Consider the following 17,775-nt stretch of genomic DNA (forward strand, 5'->3'; position numbering starts at 1 on the left):
GCGCATATTGCCCTGACGGGCAGCGGTCGCAATCGCTTCGGCATCGTTGCGGTCGTTCTTGGCCGTGCGGCTCTTGCGGAATGGGGCGACGAACTGGGCGGCTATCAGTCGCGGCTGCAGGCCATAGTCCTGGCAGCGGCGCGCCCAGTGATGGGCGCCACTGCAGGCCTCCATCGCCACCACCGTACCCTCCGGAACGCTGGGTAGCCACTGGATGAATGCCTCCCGGCGAAGCTCCCGCCGTTCTTGAATACGTCCTGCCGCGTCAGCCGCACATACCGAGAACACCTGTTTTGCCAAGTCCACACCAATGGTTATAGTGCGCATTGGAAACTCCTCGTCCAGACATACCGATGGTGAAAGCCATCATGGTCCTTCAAGACCGAGCGGTTATCCGCAGGGATGGGGAGTTTCCTTTTTACTCATTCAAGCCGAACTCGCTTCGCGAGTCGGCTTAATTCCAGAGTTAGGCACCACAACAAACATGACGACCAGTCCAGAACAGTCGTACCAAGAGACAGTGTCCTGCGAGGCTCGCCAGGACGAGGGAGTCATTTTCATCAAAGTGGTGGCAATGCCTTACGAGGCTGCGGTGGAGTTTGACGTTGCACAGGCACGCGCCTTTGCGCAACAGATCTTGTCCGCTGTGGAGACTGTTGAGGCGGGCTGGGTGGGCAAGTCCAGTGGCTAGACAGCCGCTGGTGGTGCCTAACAATTCCGTAAGGAAACCCCTGTCAACTTCAAGCAACCGTGCTCCTGCCTCTCGCGCTTAGGCTCTAGCGATATTCGTTGTGTTGCTGTTGCTTACTTCATGTTGCGTGCCGCGTATGTCGGCATGAACAGGTTCAACAGTTGCCAGACTGCATTTCCGTCCCACGTGAATTTCCTTCGGGGCATAATCTGTCTTGCGGGATTGCCATTGCTGACACCCGGAAGAATCCAGAACCGACGCAACCATCGCGCAGACCACTGCGCCAACCTGGCCGGCAGATCCGGCAGCATGCACACAAAACAGCTATCGGAGCTGCACATGAAGCGCGTCGACGATTTCTTCAAACGTTACGAGCAGGCCGCCAACAGCTTTGATCCGGTGCTGACCGCGTCCTTGTACACCGAGCAATTCCTGGCGGCAGATCCAAACGGGGTGCAGTGCGGCCGCAATGATCCGGCGCTTGCGCAGGCAATGGCCGCGCGGCAGCAATTCTTCGAGTCGCTTGGGTTCCAGCAGGCCAAGGTGCTGGAGGTGACCGCGACCCCACTGGATGACAACTACACCATGGCCAAGGTCCATTGGTGGATGCGCTTTGCCAGTACCGGTGGTGAGGCCCAGGAATTCAGGTTCTTCATCACCTATTTCCTGTATGACCCGGGTAATGGGCCGAAGGCGGCCTTCTGGATATCCCATGATGATGAGCGGCAGGTGATGCTGGACGCGGGCCTGATCGATGCGGAGGGCCGGCCACGCTGAGCGTCGTCCCCTGCCATCTTGGCAAGGACGAGCTGCTACGGCACGCTTGGCGAACGTCAGGGAACCCTTCCCGAGCAGTGGAGAGAGCGATGAAGCGCGTTACCGGCATAGGCGGCATCTTCTTCAAGGCAGCCGACCCGAAGGCGCTGAGTGCCTGGTACCGCGACCATCTGGGCCTGGATACCAATGACTGGGGCGGCGCCATCTTTCCCTGGGGCGGCGAAGGCAGCGCCAAGGGCATGACGATATGGAGCCCGTTCGCGCAGGACACCGACTACATGGCACCCAGCACTGCGTCCTTCATGATCAACTTCCGCGTTGATGATCTGGACGCCCTGCTGACGGTACTGCGCACGGAAGGCTGCAATGTGCTGGAGCGTACCGAGACCTCCGAGCAGGGAAAGTTCGGCTGGGTGATTGATCCGGAAGGCAACAAGGTGGAGCTGTGGCAGCCACCGGGCTGAGCCGCTGACGGTCAGGCATACCCATCCTTGCCGAGGCATGGCTGCGGGCTGCTTGTCGGCGGCGCTCCGCTCTGGAAGAATCGGCCGGACGCGATCAGGCCGCAGGGAGCAATGCCGTGACATCCATAAGCAACAGCCCGCTGAGCAGGAATGCAAAGATCTTCCTCATCCTGAGCGTGGTCTTTGCCAGCGTGCACATGATCGACTTCATTTTTCATGGCCAGCAGCTGCGTAGCATCTGCGGTGGCATCGGCTTTGCCCTGATGGCCCATGGCATCCATCGCAATGATCTTGCAAAGCCGCCGCAGGACACCCGCGCCCGGGCGACGTCCATTGTCGGTGCGGTGTTGGTGGCGACCTCGTTGGCCATCAAACTGTTCGGAAGCTCGACGCCGTCGGTTTGATGCCGACACCACTCCCCCATCAAGGAGAGAGGGCATGACCAGTGAACGCAGGCCCAGCACGCTGAACTTCAGCATCAAGCGATCCACCCTGTACACCTGGGCCGCGCTCATCGGCCTGGCCCTGCTCTGGCAGGAGCGTGCGCAGCTGATGGACTTCTACGATGGGGCTGTTGAAGGTTACCGCGCTGCCGAGGCGATGCATGGCCGCTGAGCCTGCACTGGAAGCAGGCAGGAACGCGCGCGTGATGGTACCTGGGCAGGCTTTCCGCGCAGTCGCAGCACTGGCTGTGTTGCCGGCGGATATGGGCCAATGATGTTCCTTGTCGGCCAAGGGCAACGCGTGGTTGCCATCGGTCCAACCGAACAGCGGCACTGCCCGAAGTGCGGTACGCAGACCGCCTTCGAGCCACGGCTCAGTTACAGGTTCGGTCAGTTCGATCTGCTGTTCGGCTTTGTCTATGACGAGCGCTATCAGCTGGCTTGCACCCAGTGCAATCACGGCTGGCTGCTGGACACCCGCGAGACCGAAAGATCGCTTGGCCGGCACCCCATCCCGTTCCGCCTGCGCCACGGCGCCTGGATACTGGCCGTTGTGGTTGCCGCGCTGGCAGCGGGTGCCATGACCCTGCACCGCCTGCCCTGAGATTCACCGCGGTACGCTCGTACCGCAGCTGTACCGTTATGGCCAACTGATGCTGACTGGTCACTTCGGTCACCGGCCCTGCTTGCCTATGCTCTGTGCAACCGCCCCGGTGGTTCGTGCAACAGCGTCTCGATGCTGGCGCATGCCGTTCCGCTTCCGCGCCATGAAGACGTTCCTGCTGCCTCGGGTGGAGCTGCTCCACGCCAGCCACGTTTCTGTTTTCGGCACCGAGCATGCAGGAGATGTCCATGCCCATCGGGTTCCCGGCCCGTGCTTTTTCCGTCGCCGACTTTGCGCGCTTCACCAGCCGTGAAAGCTGTGAATTGGCAGTCCTTCGCGGGGAGCTGGCAATACTGCAGCTGCTGCCCGACGAGCTGGGCGGCGCGGCCGCCGACGACAACCAGGTGTTCGTCCCACCTTGGGTGGCCGTGCAGAAGCGCCGTATCGACCAGGACGCCATCCTGCCTTTGTTCCGCGCGGGAAAACTAAGCCGATACCAGGCCCAGCCCATCTTCCATGGCAGCAGCAGGGTGCCCGTGGAGATCGTGCTGCATGCCTTTGATCCGGCGGGCTACACGACAACCTTGTGTATCTGGTGAAAGCGAATTGCCTGCGGCGGGATGCCGATCTGCCTGCCCGTGCAGCTGCCCGGCTGGCCCAGGCGGTTTATGCTGCGCACCGAAGGGCCATCGCCGATGTGCCCGGCCTGATGAGGTAGACCATGGTTACCGGTAGTTGCCATTGTGGTGCGGTGCGCTTCGCGTGTGAAGGCAACCCGCAACAGGCTTACGAATGCAATTGCTCCCATTGCAGCCGCAAGGGCTTCCTGCTTTGGTTCATAGCGCGCGAGGCCCTGCATATCCGGCAGGGTGAAGCCGCGCTGCGCACCTATACGTTCAACCGCCATGTGATCGAGCATCAGTTCTGCAGCACCTGTGGTTGCCAGCCATTCGGGCTGGGCAGATCCGCCGATGGTAGCGAGACTGCCGCCATCAACCTGCGTTGCATCGAGGACCTGGACTTGGCGGCCATCGAGCGCGTTGCCGTGGATGGCAGGGCCTATTGAGCATGCGCGTACGTGATGAAACACCGGACGATGCAGCCGCGATCGGTGTGCTGACGCAGGCGGCGTTTGCGAACGCGGCCCATGCCAGCGGGACCGAGGCGGCGATAGTGCAGGCTTTGCGCAGCCGTGGACAGCTGAGTATCTCGCTGGTTGCCGAGATGGATAGGCAGCTGCTGGGGCATGTGGCGGTGTCACCGGTGGCGCTGAGCGACGGCAGCCCCGGCTGGTACGGGCTGGGACCGATCTCGGTAATGCCCGCACAACAGGGAAAAGGGATCGGCAGCACCTTGATGCAGGCGGCCATCGCCCGCCTTGAGCAACTGCAGGCAGCGGGCTGTGTCGTGCTGGGTGACCCCGGGTATTACCAGCGCTTTGGTTTCCGCAACTTCCCGCAGCTACGCCTGCCAGGTGTGCCTGCGGAGTACTTCATGGCGTTGCCCTTGGCCGGCGATGTGCCACAGGCCGAAGTCCGCTATGACACGGCATTCGAGGTTTCCACCGCGCCTTGAGCACAACGGCGGCAACGCCGCCGTCAGCAATTCTGGTCTACAGCGCCTCCAGCGCACGGGAGGGGGTCAGGAGGTGATGCCCAGCTCGTCAAGCACGGCTTGGGTGGATCCGCCGATAGCGTCCAACTGCGGATTGATCCGACCCGGCTCGTTGGCGAACTTGATCGGGATGCCCAGGTGGGTGCCGCCCTGTGCATCGGTCCAGACCATCTCGCGGGCACGGGTGTGCGGATCGTTGAAGGCTTCGGTCAACGTTTTGACTGGCGCCCAGCACACGTCGATGTCGTGCAGGAACAGCGTCCATTCCACCAGGGTGCGGCGGGAAAAGGTTTCGGCCAGGAAGTCCTTGACCGGGTCCTGGGCACTGCCCGGTGGCAGGTGGCAGAGGTGGATCAGGTCGGCGCGGCCCAGCGCATTGAGCAGGTTCTCGGCGAACTTGTGCTCGGCACCGCCCAGCGCGATCCAACGGTCGTCGGCGCAGCGGTAGAGCTTGTAGAGCGCATTGCCGCCCCAGCTGCGCTCTTCCTTGATCACCGGATCGCGGCCCAGCGCGAACGGCGGGCCCAGCACGTTCGGCAACCAGGCCATCAGCGCGTCCTGCATCGACAGGTCGATGTAGTCGCCCTCGCCCGTGCGCTCGCGGCGGAACAAGGCCATCAGGATGCCGTTCAGCGCCATCAACGAGCCGGCCATGTCGGCCACCGGCATATGCGGCATGGCCGGGGTGCCATCTGGCGCGCGATTCAAACTAACCACGCCGGTATCGGCCTGCATGGCCAGATCGTGGGCGGGGCGGTTGACCTTGGGCCCGGTCTGGCCGAATGCGCTGATCGAGCAGTACACCAGCTTGGGATTGATCGCCTTGCAGCTGGCGTAGTCGATGCCAAGGCGCTTGGCGACGCCGGGGCGAAACGCTTCCACCACCACATCAGCCCACTCGACCAACCTAGCGAATGCGGCTTTGCCATCAGCACTTTTCAGATCCAGCACGATGCAGCGTTTGCCGCGATGGGTGTTGCGGAACCAGGTGCTGGCCCCGGCCTGCTTCAAGCCGACCTCGCGCACCGGTTCGCCGCTGGGCGGTTCGATCTTGATCACGTCGGCGCCGTGGTCGGCCATCACCATGGTCAGGTGCGGCCCCGGCAGGAACAGCGACAGATCAAGTACGCGTACACCTTCAAGCTTCATCATCGGCTCCGTTGCCTCACGCGCCCAGCAGGCGCGCGCGGTCTGCATCGTTGTAGCCCAGCTCGCGCAGCAGCGCGTCGGCATCGGCGTTGAGCGGCGGGCAAGCGGCGCCGCTCAGCCGTTGGCCGTCGAGCTTGATCGGGTTACGCAGCAGGCGCTGCGTGCCCTGTGCATGCTCGACATCCTGCAGCATGTTGACGTCGTGCACATAGGGGTTGTCCAGTGCCTGGGCGATGTCCAGCACCGGCGCGATCGGAATGCGACCGGCGAACAGTTGGGTCCAGTGCGCGCTCGGCTGGGTGCTGAGGATGGCATCGACCAGCACGGTCAGCTCCTCGCGCACATCGCGACGCGAGGCGAAGTTGGCAAAGCGCGGCTCGGCGGCCCAGGCCGGGGTGCCGATGCCTTCGACGAAGGTCTGCCAGAACTTCTCCAGCATGCACATCACCATCACCCAGCCGTCGGCGGTGCGGTAGACCTGGCAGGGCACAGTGGACGGGTGCGCGCTGCGCGACAGGCGCTCGGTGCGGTGGCCTTCGTTGAGATACCAGGTGGCCGGGTAGCTGAGCTGGTGCAGGGCCACGTCGAACAGACTGACATCGACATCGCGGCCCTGGCCGGTACGCATGGCGCCGATGATGGCGGCCAGCAGGCCCATCGACAGGGTGGTGCCGGTCATGAAATCGACCATGGACAGGCCGAAGCGTGCTGGCGGTGCATCCGGCTCACCGGTGAGCGCCATGAAGCCGGCTTCGGCCTGCATCAGGTAGTCGTAGCCCGGCCATGCGGCGCGTTCGTTGTCTCGCCCGTAGGCGGACAAGTGGGCGCAGACGATCTTCGGGTTGAGCTTGCTGAGCGTGGCGTAGTCCAGACCGAGTTTGCCGGGCTGGTCACCGCGCAGGTTGTTGAGCACGGCATCGGCGCTGGCGACCAGCTTCTCGAACACCTCGCGGCCTTCGGCGGCTTTCAGGTCCAGCCGCAGCGAGCGCTTGTTGAGGTTGAAGGTCTGGAAGAACAGGCTGTCGCCTTCGCCCAGGAAGTACGGGCCGGTGGCGCGCGACACATCGCCGCCCGGCGGGGATTCGATCTTGATGACTTCGGCGCCGAGGTCGGCCAGGTGCATCGAACCATAGGGGCCGGCACCGTATTGTTCGACGGCAAGGATGCGTAGTCCCTGCAGGGGAAGGTCTTTCATGTGTGGCCTCTGGATTGTAAAAAGCACCGCGGCGGTTGAGGACCGCGGTGAAGGGATGCCGCCTCCCCTTCTCCCTTCGGGAGAAGGTGCCCCGAAGGGGCGGATGAGGGTTGGCGTCACCAGTACCAGCAGGCTTCGTCCTTACCCTCACCCCAACCCCTCTCCCGGTGGGAGAGGGGCTTTGAGCGTTTAGATCTTGTTTCTTGCCACCAGCTGCTTGGCGATGATGATGCGCTGCATTTCGTTGGTGCCTTCACCAATGCACATCAACATGGCGTCTCGGTAGAAACGCTCGATGTCGTATTCCACCGAATAGCTGTAGCCGCCAAAGATGCGCATGCCTTCCTGCGCACAGTAGGCGCCGGTCTCGGTGGCGAAGTACTTGGCCATGCCGGCTTCCATGTCGCAGCGAAGACCCTTGTCGTAGGCGTTGGCGGCGCTCTCGATCAGCAGCTTGGACGCCTCCACCTTGGCCGCCATCTCGCCCAGCTTGAGCTGGATGGCCTGGTGCTCGGCAATCGGCTTGCCAAAGGTCATGCGCTCCTGTGCATAACGCACCGACAGGCGCAGTGCGCCTTCGGCGATGCCACAGCCACGTGCGGCCACGTTGATGCGACCCAGCTCCAGGCCGCCCACGGCGTGCTGGAAGCCCTGGCCTTCAACGCCGCCCAACATGCAGTCGGCCGACACCTTGTAGTCCTGGAACACCAGCTCGCAGGTGTCGATGGCGCGGTAGCCGGACTTCTTCAGCTTCCTGGCGACGATGAAGCCCTCGCCCTTCTCGGCGATGAACATGGTCATGCCCTTGTGGCGCGGCTGCGCCTCCGGGTCGGTCTTGACCAGCAGCAACACCATGTCGCCATACATGGAATTGGTGATCCAAGTCTTGGCGCCGTTGATGACGTAATGGTCACCCTCGCGCTTGGCAACACTGCGGATCGCCTGCAGGTCGGTGCCGGCGTTGGGCTCGGTCAGGCCCAGCGAGCCACGCAGCTCGCCGGTGGCCATGCGCGGCAGGTACTTGCGCTTCTGCTCTTCGGTACCGCAACGCTCGATGGCCGCGGCCATGATCAGGTGCGAGTTGAAGATGCCGGTCGGCGCCATCCACACCGCCGATACCTTGATCACGATCTTGGCGTAGATGCGTGCCGGCAGGCCCAGGCCGCCGTATTCGGGCGAAATGGTGGCACCGAACAGGCCCAGGTCCTTCATCTCCTCAACGAGGTGATGCGGGTACTTGTCTTCCTGGTCGTACTCCTGTGCGATGGGCGCGACGGATTTCTCCACCCAGTTGTCAATCGAGTCGAGCAATGCCTGCTCTTCGTCCGGGCCCCACAGTTGTTCCTGTTCGGTGCTCATCATCGGCTCCTCAGTAGTTGACCTTGTCTTCCACCGAGTGGCCGCGCTTGGCGATCAGCATGGTGCGGTTGAAGCTGCAGATCAGCTTGCCGTCCTGGTTGAAACCGTCGGTCTGCACGGTGACGATGCCTGCGCCCGGGCGCGACTTGGATTCGCGCTTGTCCAGCACCTTGGACTCGGCCACCAGGGTGTCGCCAACAAACAGCGGGTGGGTCATCTTGATGTCGCTCCAGCCCAGGTTGGCCACGGCCTTCTGGCTGACGTCGGTGACGCTCATGCCGACCATCAGGGCCACCGTGAACGGCGAGCAGACAATCACCTTGCCGAACTCCGAGGCCTTGGCGTACTCCTTGTCGAAGTGCATCGGATGGGTGTTCATCGTCAGCAGGGTGAACCAGGTGTTGTCGGTTTCGGTGATGGAGCGGCCGGGGCGGTGCTCGTAGATGTCGCCAACATTGAACTCTTCGTAGTAACGGCCGAAGGTTTCGCGGAAGCGGTTTTCGGAGATCTGCTTGACGTTCTGAACCATGACAATGTCCTTTTGGTGCGGGTTGGGCTGGCGCTGGGCGCAGCTTGGTCAAAGAGGGGTGTGATCAGGCGTTCAATGAAGCGGCGTGCTCAGCCGGCGCGGACGCCGAGCGCACCGAGCGCGATGGCGCGCTCGGCTGCGATTTCGATGGGGCGGTCCACCAGCTTGCCGTCCAGCTGGATGGCCTCGCCGCCGCTGGCCGCCAGCGCGGCAACCACGCGCTGGGCGCGGTCGTACTCGGCGGCGGTGGGGAGATAGGCGTTCTGGATGGGGTCGACCTGGGCCGGGTGGATGGCGGCCTTGGCGGTGAAGCCGAGGTCGATCACGCGCTCGGTTTCCTGGACCAGGCCGGCTTCGTCCTTGATGTCGAGGTAGGGCACGTCCATGCAGCCGACGCCGGCTTCGGCGGCAATCGTTGCCAGCTGCACGCGCGGATGGAAGAAGCTCTCCCAGCTGGCGCGGCCACGCAATGCAACGATGTAATCGAAGCCACCAAACATCAGTGCCTGCAGGCGCGGGATGGCGGTGGCCAGCGCGCGTGCATCCAGCAGCCCCTTCGGGGTTTCGATCTGGGCGATGAAGACGGTATCGATGGCTGCCAGCGCGGCATCGGCCTGCTGCAGTTCGGCCACGGTTTCAACCTTGGGCAGCATCACGAAAGCCGGCTTCAGGCCGGAGGCGGCCAGTGCCTGCAGATCCGCCTGGCCCAGCGCGCTGGACAGCGGATTGATGCGCAGGCCGATCTCGCTGCGGGTCTGCGGCAGCGCGGCAAGGAAGGCGAACAGCGAAGCGCGTGCGCTTTCCTTGTCACCCGGCGCAACCGCATCTTCCAGATCGATGCAGACCTGGTCGGCGCCGGTGGCCACGGCCTTGGCGTAACGCTCCGGGCGCGAGCCCGGCACGAACAAAAGGCAGCGGCGCGGCGTGCTCAGTGCTGCGCTCATGCCGCACCCACCTGGCTGGCGAAGTGCTCGGCAATCTGCCGGCGGGTGGCATACCAGGTGCCCGGCTTCTGCGCGACGTATTGCAGGAACTTCTCGAACGCGCCGATGCGGCCCGGGCGGCCGATGATGCGCAGGTGCAGGCCCAGCGACATCACCTTGGGGCTGTGTTCGCCTTCGGCATACAGCGTGTCGAAGCTGTCGATGGCGTAGTCCAGCCAATCCCTGGGCAGGTAGGACGGGGCCACCCACATCTTCATGTCATTGGTGTCCAGCTGGTACGGCACCACGATCATCGGCTTGTCGCTGCCGTCGACATCGCCCCAGAACGGCGCATCGGCCGAGTAGTCATCCATGTGGTACAGGAAGCCTTCTTCCTGCAGCAGACGGCGGGTGGAGGCGGTATGCAGGTAGCGCGACAGCCAGCCAACCGGACGCACGCCGGTGGTCTTCTCGATGCTGTCAGCGGCGTCGCGGATGAACTGGCGTTCCTGTTCCTCGTTGAAGCGGAACTGGTGGATCCAGCGGTGGCCGTGCGAGCACACCTCATGGCGGCTGCCGCGCAGGTAGCCGGCGATTTCCGGTGCACGCTCCAGCGACACCGCGGCAGCGGTATAGGTGCTGGTGACGTTGTACCTGTCCAGCAGCGCGGCCACGCGCGCATGGCCTTCATTGACGCCGTAGCGGTAATTGGACTCGTTGCCGTAATTGCGCACCGGCTTGGACAGGGTCACATGCAGCTCGTCCACCGGCTCGGTGATCTTGTCACCCTGGCCGACGTTGTACTCGGACAGCTCTTCGACGTTGACGACCACCGACAAGGCCAGGCGTGCGTTGTTGGGCCACTGGTAGACGGGTTTGGACATGGCAATCTCGGTACGTTTATGGGGTGCGTGGTGGTGTGCGTTGCTGCTTCTGCGTTGCTGCTTCTGCGTTGCTGCTTCTGCTTTGCTGCTTCTGCTTTGCTGCTTCTGCTTTGCTGCTTCTGCTTTGCTGCTTCTGCTCTTGTGCCGTCATTCCCGCGGAGGCGGGAATCGCTCTGGCTTTGGGCTTCCTTGTCGAAAGCGAAAGGGCAAAGGCGAGGAGCCAAGAGCGATTCCCGCCTCCGCGGGAATGACGATCTGAAAATTTTCCTGGGAAAGCCTTTACCTCAATGGTTCTCCTCACCACCGGAGACATTGATCGCCTCACCAGTGATGTAAACCGCATCGTCCGAACACAGGAAGGCCGTTGCCGCCGCGGTGTCCGAGGCCAGGCCGGGGCGACCTGCCGGGATGCGCGCACGCATGTCGGCCAGGTACTGCTCCACGCTCTTGCCCTGCTTCTCGGCGAAGTATTCGTTCTGCCACGCGCCCAAACCGGTGGTGACGTGGTTCGGGCAGACCGCATTGACGTTGATGCCGTGCCCGGCCAGTTCCAGCGATGCCACCCGGGTCAGGCCAACCAGGCCATGCTTGGACGAGCAATAGGCCGCCGCATGCGGGAACGCCGACTTGGCCGCCTGCGAGGCGATGTTGACGATGCGGCCGCCGCCCTGGGCGATCATCTGCCGGCCAGCGTGCTTGATGGTCAGGAAGGCGCCGCGCAGGTTCACACCCAGCACCGCGTCCCATTCCCTGGCCTCGATGTCGACCAGCGACTTCATCAGATAGCCGATGCCGGCGTTGTTGACCAGGATGTCGAGGCGGCCGAAGCGTTCCACCGTGGCCTTGACCACCGCTTCCACCTGCGCCTCTTCCAGCACGTCCAGGGCCATCGCCACGCATTCGCCGCCGGTGCTGGCAGCCAGCTCGGCGGCCACCTGCGCCATTTCCTCGCCGGTGCCGACCGCAGTGACCGGCATTTCGGCGCCACGCACCTTGCCAATGTCGGTCAGCACCACCTTGCAGCCTTCCTGCAGCAGGCGGCGGGCAATGCCCTCGCCCAGCCCGGCGCGGCGACCGGCGCCGGTGATAAGTGCGACCTTGCCCTGCAATTCGGGGAAACGAGCCATGACCAATGTTCCTTGTGCGCTTACAGCGCGCTGGTGAGGATGAACAACGGATTGTCAGCGTATTGCTGGAACTGCGCCGCACCGGCCTGCACGGCCGGGTCGGCCAGGTCAGCGCCAAACGCCGCCATGTCCGGGATGCGCATCAGCTCGATGTAGTCGTAAGGGGAGCTGCCTTCACCGATCAACAGACCGCTGGCCTTGAGTACCTCGAACTTTTCCACCGACGGCAACGCATTGACCACCGGCAGGTCGCTGGCACGGGCCCAGGCCTCGTATTCCTCGCGGTTGACGCCGGGCTTGAGGTTGAACAGGACGATGACGGTTTGCATGGCTTCCTCCCGGGTAAAAGACTGTGGCACACTTTGTCCGGACAAAGTGTAGGCATGCCATTCGTCCCCGGTCAACGCCGGAGGCGGAAATCCCCCACCGGCGTATCTACCTGCCGTAACCCAAACGATTGAGGTGCTTGATGAAGCGTTATTACCCGTGGTTGATGGCGGTAATGGGGATGTTGGTGCTGCTGGTCTCCAATGGCCTCACCGTGACCGGCCTGACCGCCTTTGACGAATCCCTGCTCAAGGACTTCGGCTGGACCCGCAGCGAGCTCAAGCTACGCGACCTGATCACCCTGGTGCTGGCCGGCTGGATGGCGCCCTTCCTGGGTGCACTGATCGACAAGGTCGGCCCGCGCAAGCTGATCCTGGCCGGCATCGCCCTGCTGGCCGCGCTGTACGCCGCCTATGCCCACATCCATTCGCTGGCCCACCTGTACTGGATCCACGTCGGTTTTGCCGCCGTGCTGGTCGCCGGCGGCCTGAATGTGGCGGTGATCTTTGTCTCGCAATGGTTTGCCACCCACCGCGGTACCGCGATCGGTATTGCCCTGGTCGGCACCAGCCTGGGCGGCATGGTGTTCCCCAAGCTCGGCGTGCAGCTGATGCAGAGCATGGACTGGCGCGCCGCGCTGCTGTGGGAAACCGCCATCCCGCTGGTCTTCCTGGTCCTGGCCTTCCTGTTCGTGCGCAGCCCGCGCCCGGGCGGCATCCAGCCCTGGGGCGCCGACACGCTGGCCGCCAAGGCGGCTGCGGGCAAGCCGGCCGCCGCCTCGCTGCCGGACCTGAACTACCAGCAGGCCATGCGCACCCGCACCTTCTGGGTGCTGGCCTTCGTCGCCATGACCACCTTCTTCTCGATCATGGCGGTGGCCTCCAACCTGTTTCTGCACATGCGCGACCTGGGCTTTGAACCGGCCACCGCCGGCAATGGCCTGGGCCTGATGTTCGGCCTGGCGATGGTGGGCAAGTTCCTATTCGGCTTCCTGGCCGACGTGCTGCCGCCCAAGCGCGTGTTTCTGGTCAACCTGGCGATCATGGCCGCCGGCGCGGTCATCCTGGCGACCCTGCGCGCCGACCTGATCTGGTACTCGCTGGCCCTGTTCGGGCTGGGCTGGGGTGGCCTGTACACGATGATCCAGCTGCTGGCGGTCAACGCCTTCGGGCTCAGCGCGGCCGGCAAGATCCTCGGCACCATCACCCTGCTCGATGCCACCACCGCCGGCCTGGGCATCTGGGTGACGGCCAAGATCTTCGACCTCACCAAGAGCTACCACGTCGCCTTCAGCCTGATCTGCGGGCTGATCGTGCTGGCCCTGCTGGCCGCCACCCTGGTGCGCGACGAACGTGCCCGCGCCGCCAAGGCCTGACCCCCACTGCTGCAACGGAGAGACCCCATGCCCGTGATGGAAACGTCCAACCTCACTGCCCGCCAGTACTGGGAGCAGGTCAAGGCCAACCCCAACCGTGCCAGGTTCGGCTTCGGCGCGCGCCCGGCCATCGTCAACATCGATGTGCAGCGCGCCTATACCGACCTGGCCGCGTTCAAGACCGCCTATGAGACCGATCCGCGCCAGATCGAGCACATCAATGCGCTGTCGGCGCAGGTGCGCGCGCTCGGCCTGCCGGTGGTGTGGACCTATGTGGCCTACCTGGAATCGGGCGAGGATGCCGGTACCTGGGGCACCCGCACCAATACCCCGGACTCGCTGCAGAACATCAAGCACGGCTCCGAGCGCGCCCAGTTCGACCCCCGCGCCGATGTGCAGGCTGGCGATATCGTCATGCACAAGCGCATGGCCAGCCCGTTCTTCGAAACCAACCTGTGGTCGCTGCTGACCTTCCACAAGATCGACACGCTGATCATCACCGGCGGCTCCACCTCCGGCTGCGTGCGCGCCTGCGTGATCGACAGCCTGTCGCGCGGCTACCGCAGCATCGTTCCGGAAGAATGCGTGGCCGACAAGCACGAGATCCCGCACTTCGCCAACCTCAGCGACATCATGCTCAAGTACGGCGACGTGGAATCGGTGGATCACGTGGCCGCGCAGCTGCAGGCGCTGCGCGCATGAGCACCGCGAGCAAATCCGACCCGGGCCTGTTCGACTACTGGCCCTACGACAGCCGGCCGAAGATCGAATGGCCGGGCGGCGCCCGCGTGGCCTTGTGGATCGCGCCCAACATCGAGTTCTACGAGTACGCGCCGCCGGCCAACCCGGCACGCAAGCCGTGGCCGCGCCCGCTACCCGACATCCAGGGCTATGGCACCCGCGACTACGGCAACCGTGTCGGCCACCAGCGGATGATGCGGGTGATGGACCAGTACGGCCTGCGCGGCTCGGTGTCGCTGTCCACGGCCATGCTCAAGCACCATCCGGAAGTGATCCAGATGGCGGCCGAGCGCAACTGGGAATTCTTCAGCCACGGCATCTACAACACCCGCTACACCTATGGCCTGGACGAGGCACAGGAGCGGGAGATGATCGCGCACTCGATGGCGCTGATCGCCGAGCACACCGGCCAGCACTGCGATGGCTACCTGGCGCCGGCGCTGTCGCATTCGGACGCCACCATCGACCTGTTTGCCGAGGCCGGCGGCCTGTATACCTGCGACCTGTTCCACGACGACCAGCCGACGCCGGTGAAGACCCGCTCCGGCAAGCGCTTCGTGTCGGTGCCGTACTCGCTGGAGCTCAACGACACCATCGTCTACGTCACCAACAAGATCGAGCCGCGCCGCTACGGGCAGATGATCAAGGACGCCTTCGACCGCCTGTACGCCGAAGGCGAACACTCCGGCACGGTGATGTGCGTGCCGCTGCATGCCTACCAGGTCAGCCACCCGCACCGGCTGGCGGCCTTCCACGACGCCATGGACTACATCTGCAGCCACGACAAGGTGTGGAAGGCCACCGGCCGCGAGATCGCCCAGCATTACCTGGCCAATCACTACGACGACGCGCTGGCCTCGATGGCGGCGATCAACGCGGAGGACGCGGCATGAGCCTAGATCGCAGCTTCCTGGAATACCCGCGCCTGCGCCACGGCATGGACCACGCGCGCTATAGCTGGTCGATGTTGGCCGAACGCCCGGCCGTGCGCTGGCCCGACGACAAACCGCTGGCACTGTGGATCAACCTGAGCCTGGAACACTTCCCGCTCAACCCCAAGGGTGAGGGCTTCAAGCCGCACGGTTCCATGGTCATGCCCTACCCGGACCTGCGCCACTACACCTTGCGCGACTACGGCAACCGGGTGGGCGTGTTCCGCGTACTGGATGCGCTGGAAAAGTACGGTCTACGCGCCAGCACCGCGGTCAACGGCGAACTGGCCGAGCGCTACCCGGCCCTGCTGCGCCGGCTCAAGGCGCGCAGCGCCGAGCTGGTGGCGCACGGCTGGAACATGGACAGCGTGCACTACGGCGGGCTGGACCCGGCGCGCGAAGCTGAATACATCCAGCGCAGTTTGGCCGCGCTGACCCCGTATGCCGACGGCCCCATCCAGGGCTGGCTGTCACCGGCCCGCTCGCAGTCCGAGAACACCCCGGAACTCCTGCAACAGGCCGGTTTGCAGTGGTTTGGCGACTGGATCAACGACGAGCTGCCCTACCCCTTCCAGACCGCCAATGGCCCGCTCACCGCCCTGCCGTTGTCACTGGAATTGGAAGATCGCTTCATCGTCGGCGAAAATCTGCATGCCGAGGCCGAGTATGCGGACCAGATGGTCGATGCCTGCGATTTCCTGCTGGAGGAAGCGCAGCGCAGCGGACAGGGTCGCCTGCTCGCGCTCAACATCCATCCGTGGGTGATGGGCCAGCCGCACCGCATCAAGCACCTGGAACGCGTGTTCGCCCATCTGGCAGACAACGCAGGGCTGATCTGGAACGCTGCGCCTTCGCAGATCATCGCCGCCTCACGTTGAGGCGGCGGTTCCAGGCAACCGTCGTCGCCCTCAACGCGGCGGCCTTTACCCAAGAGCCCTTGCATGAACACTGAAGCCAACACCGCCCTGCCGCCGCGCGAAGCGATGGAATTTGACGTCGTCATCGTCGGCGCCGGCCCTGCCGGCCTGGCCACCGCAATCCGCCTGCGCCAGCTGGCCGTGGAAAAGGGCCAGGAGCTGTCGGTGTGCGTACTGGAAAAAGGCTCCGAGCCGGGCGCACACATCCTGTCCGGCGCGATCATGGACCCGCGCGCGCTCAACGAGCTGTTCCCGGACTGGAAGGAACGCGGTGCGCCGCTGAAGCAGGCCGTCACCCGCGACGAGTTCCTGTTCCTGGACGAAACCAAGGCCAAGGCCACCCCGCACGCGCTGCTGCCGGAGTGCTTCCACAACGACGGCAACTACATCATCAGCCTGGGCGAAGTGAGCCGCTGGCTGGCGCAGCAGGCCGAAGCGCTGGAAGTGTCGATCTTCCCGGGCTTTGCCGCCGCCGAGGTGCTGTACGACGAAAACGGCGCGGTGATGGGCGTGGCCACCGGCGACATGGGCATCCACAAGGACGGTACGCCGGGCCCGAACTACGAGCGCGGCATGGAACTGCATGCCAAGTACACGATCTTCGCCGAAGGCTCGCGCGGCCACCTCGGCCGCCAGCTGATCAGCAGATTCAAGCTCGACGCCGGCAAGGACCCACAGTCCTACGGCATCGGCATCAAGGAGCTGTGGCAGATCGATCCGGCCAAGCATGAGCCGGGCCTGGTGGTGCATGCCGCCGGCTGGCCGCTGGGCAACGACACCTACGGCGGCGCCTTCCTGTACCACGCCGAGGGCGGCAAGGTGTCGATCGGCTACGTGGTCGGCCTTGACTACAAGAACCCGTGGTTGAGCCCGTTCGAGGAGTTCCAACGCTTCAAGACCCACCCGGCCATCCGCAAGCACCTGGAAGGCGGCAAGCGCATCGCCTACGGCGCGCGTGCGATCACCGCCGGCGGCATCCTGTCGCTGCCCAAGACCGTGTTCCCGGGCGGCGCCCTGGTCGGCTGCGAGGCCGGCTACCTCAACGTCAGCCGCATCAAGGGCAGCCACGCCGCGATCAAGACCGGCATGCTGGCCGCCGAGGCCGCGTTTGACGCGCTGGTCGCCGGCCGCTCGCGCGATGAGCTGAGCGCCTATCCGGAGGCCTTCGAGAACAGCTGGCTGAAGGCCGAGCTGCTGCAATCCAAGAACTTCAAGCAGTGGTTCAAGAAGGGCCGCACCCTGGCCACGCTGATGACCGGCATCGAGCAGTGGCTGCTGCCCAAGCTGGGCATCCGCAACGCGCCGTGGACCATCCACCGTACCAAGGCCGACCACGAATGCCTGGAGCCGGCCGCCAGCCAGCCGAAGATCAGCTATCCCAAGCCGGACAACGTGCTGACGTTTGATCGTTTGAGCTCGGTGTTCCTGTCCTCGACCAACCACGAGGAAGACCAGCCCAGCCATCTGACGCTGAAGGACCCCAGCATTCCGGTCAAGGTCAACCTGGCCACCTATGCCGGCCCGGAAGCGCGTTACTGCCCGGCCGGCGTGTACGAATTCGTCGGCGAAGGCAGCGATACCCGCCTGCAGATCAACGCGCAGAACTGCGTGCACTGCAAGACCTGCGACATCAAGGACCCGACCCAGAACATCGTGTGGGTAACCCCGCAAGGTGGCGGCGGACCGAACTACCCGGCGATGTAAGCATCGCCAACCAACCACAG

22 protein-coding genes are annotated in these 17,775 nt (G+C 64.2%); 12 read left to right on the forward strand and 10 right to left on the reverse strand.

Annotated elements, in window-relative coordinates:
* On the reverse strand, positions 1-327 hold a 327-nt coding region (locus B2527_RS12715), incomplete at its 3' end, for an IS110 family transposase (protein WP_293714053.1).
* A 703-nt stretch (positions 328-1,030) separates the two neighbouring features.
* Between B2527_RS12715 and B2527_RS12720 the strand changes: the two genes are divergently transcribed.
* From B2527_RS12720 to B2527_RS12745, 6 genes are all read left to right on the forward strand, one after another.
* The gene (locus B2527_RS12720; RefSeq protein ID WP_293714054.1) at positions 1,031-1,468 is read left to right on the forward strand and encodes a hypothetical protein; all 438 of its coding nucleotides are present in this window, start codon (positions 1,031-1,033) and stop codon (positions 1,466-1,468) included.
* Between the two features lie 89 nt (positions 1,469-1,557).
* Complete coding sequence (locus B2527_RS12725) at positions 1,558-1,932, forward strand: VOC family protein (protein WP_293714056.1); 375 nt, start codon at positions 1,558-1,560, stop codon at positions 1,930-1,932.
* 116 nt (positions 1,933-2,048) lie between these two features.
* A complete protein-coding gene (locus tag B2527_RS12730) occupies positions 2,049-2,336 on the forward strand; it encodes a hypothetical protein (protein ID WP_293714058.1) in 288 nt (95 codons plus the stop codon).
* A 34-nt stretch (positions 2,337-2,370) separates the two neighbouring features.
* Positions 2,371-2,547: a hypothetical protein gene (locus tag B2527_RS12735; protein WP_293714060.1), complete on the forward strand. Its 177-nt coding sequence runs from the start codon at positions 2,371-2,373 to the stop codon at positions 2,545-2,547.
* 99 nt (positions 2,548-2,646) lie between these two features.
* Positions 2,647-2,979, forward strand: a complete 333-nt coding sequence (locus B2527_RS12740; RefSeq protein WP_343124759.1) for a hypothetical protein — start codon at positions 2,647-2,649, stop codon at positions 2,977-2,979.
* Positions 2,980-3,227: 248 nt separating this feature from the next.
* Positions 3,228-3,578: a hypothetical protein gene (locus B2527_RS12745; RefSeq protein ID WP_293714062.1), complete on the forward strand. Its 351-nt coding sequence runs from the start codon at positions 3,228-3,230 to the stop codon at positions 3,576-3,578.
* Here B2527_RS12745 and B2527_RS19640 read toward each other — a convergent pair.
* Positions 3,551-4,069 (reverse strand): hypothetical protein, encoded by a 519-nt coding sequence (locus B2527_RS19640; RefSeq protein WP_422664253.1) that lies wholly within the window; start codon positions 4,067-4,069, stop codon positions 3,551-3,553. The genes B2527_RS12745 and B2527_RS19640 overlap by 28 nt on opposite strands.
* On the opposite strand from B2527_RS19640, the gene B2527_RS12755 reads away from it, so the two are divergent.
* Positions 4,048-4,554, forward strand: a complete 507-nt coding sequence (locus B2527_RS12755; protein WP_414717087.1) for a GNAT family N-acetyltransferase — start codon at positions 4,048-4,050, stop codon at positions 4,552-4,554. The two genes, B2527_RS19640 and B2527_RS12755, sit on opposite strands and share 22 nt — an antisense overlap.
* A gap of 66 nt (positions 4,555-4,620) precedes the next feature.
* Here the strand turns inward: B2527_RS12755 and B2527_RS12760 are convergent, their stop codons facing one another.
* From B2527_RS12760 to B2527_RS12795, 8 genes are all read right to left on the reverse strand, one after another.
* Positions 4,621-5,742, reverse strand: coding sequence for a CaiB/BaiF CoA transferase family protein (locus B2527_RS12760; RefSeq protein ID WP_293714068.1), 1,122 nt, complete (start codon positions 5,740-5,742; stop codon positions 4,621-4,623).
* A 16-nt stretch (positions 5,743-5,758) separates the two neighbouring features.
* Positions 5,759-6,937 carry a CaiB/BaiF CoA transferase family protein gene (locus B2527_RS12765; protein ID WP_293714070.1) on the reverse strand — a complete coding sequence of 393 codons (1,179 nt, stop codon included), beginning with the start codon at positions 6,935-6,937 and terminating at the stop codon, positions 5,759-5,761.
* A gap of 189 nt (positions 6,938-7,126) precedes the next feature.
* Positions 7,127-8,296 carry an acyl-CoA dehydrogenase family protein gene (locus B2527_RS12770; RefSeq protein WP_293714072.1) on the reverse strand — a complete coding sequence of 390 codons (1,170 nt, stop codon included), beginning with the start codon at positions 8,294-8,296 and terminating at the stop codon, positions 7,127-7,129.
* 10 nt (positions 8,297-8,306) lie between these two features.
* The gene (locus tag B2527_RS12775; protein WP_293714074.1) at positions 8,307-8,825 is read right to left on the reverse strand and encodes a MaoC family dehydratase; all 519 of its coding nucleotides are present in this window, start codon (positions 8,823-8,825) and stop codon (positions 8,307-8,309) included.
* An 89-nt stretch (positions 8,826-8,914) separates the two neighbouring features.
* Positions 8,915-9,769, reverse strand: coding sequence for an HpcH/HpaI aldolase/citrate lyase family protein (locus B2527_RS12780; protein WP_293714076.1), 855 nt, complete (start codon positions 9,767-9,769; stop codon positions 8,915-8,917).
* Entirely contained in the window at positions 9,766-10,632 is an 867-nt protein-coding gene (locus B2527_RS12785; RefSeq protein ID WP_293714078.1) for a polysaccharide deacetylase family protein, read from the reverse strand. Before B2527_RS12785 ends, B2527_RS12780 begins: the two co-directional genes overlap by 4 nt.
* A gap of 284 nt (positions 10,633-10,916) precedes the next feature.
* Entirely contained in the window at positions 10,917-11,759 is an 843-nt protein-coding gene (locus tag B2527_RS12790) for an SDR family NAD(P)-dependent oxidoreductase (protein ID WP_293714080.1), read from the reverse strand.
* 20 nt (positions 11,760-11,779) lie between these two features.
* The gene (locus B2527_RS12795) at positions 11,780-12,088 is read right to left on the reverse strand and encodes a hypothetical protein (protein WP_293714082.1); all 309 of its coding nucleotides are present in this window, start codon (positions 12,086-12,088) and stop codon (positions 11,780-11,782) included.
* 140 nt (positions 12,089-12,228) lie between these two features.
* Here B2527_RS12795 and B2527_RS12800 point away from each other — a divergent pair, with 140 nt between their 5' ends.
* From B2527_RS12800 to B2527_RS12820, 5 genes are all read left to right on the forward strand, one after another.
* On the forward strand, positions 12,229-13,461 hold the full coding sequence (locus tag B2527_RS12800; protein WP_293714084.1) for an MFS transporter: 1,233 nt from the start codon (positions 12,229-12,231) through the stop codon (positions 13,459-13,461).
* A gap of 27 nt (positions 13,462-13,488) precedes the next feature.
* The gene (locus B2527_RS12805) at positions 13,489-14,163 is read left to right on the forward strand and encodes an isochorismatase family protein (RefSeq protein ID WP_293714086.1); all 675 of its coding nucleotides are present in this window, start codon (positions 13,489-13,491) and stop codon (positions 14,161-14,163) included.
* Positions 14,160-15,095, forward strand: coding sequence for a polysaccharide deacetylase family protein (locus B2527_RS12810; RefSeq protein WP_293714088.1), 936 nt, complete (start codon positions 14,160-14,162; stop codon positions 15,093-15,095). The genes B2527_RS12805 and B2527_RS12810 overlap by 4 nt, the downstream gene beginning before the upstream one ends.
* A complete protein-coding gene (locus tag B2527_RS12815; protein ID WP_293714090.1) occupies positions 15,092-16,012 on the forward strand; it encodes a polysaccharide deacetylase family protein in 921 nt (306 codons plus the stop codon). Before B2527_RS12810 ends, B2527_RS12815 begins: the two co-directional genes overlap by 4 nt.
* Before the next feature lie 63 nt (positions 16,013-16,075).
* Positions 16,076-17,755: an electron transfer flavoprotein-ubiquinone oxidoreductase gene (locus B2527_RS12820; RefSeq protein WP_293714092.1), complete on the forward strand. Its 1,680-nt coding sequence runs from the start codon at positions 16,076-16,078 to the stop codon at positions 17,753-17,755.
* The last annotated feature ends 20 nt before the right edge of the window (positions 17,756-17,775 follow it).

This window comes from Stenotrophomonas sp. UBA7606, from assembly GCF_002477705.1.
Taxonomy (GTDB): domain Bacteria; phylum Pseudomonadota; class Gammaproteobacteria; order Xanthomonadales; family Xanthomonadaceae; genus Stenotrophomonas.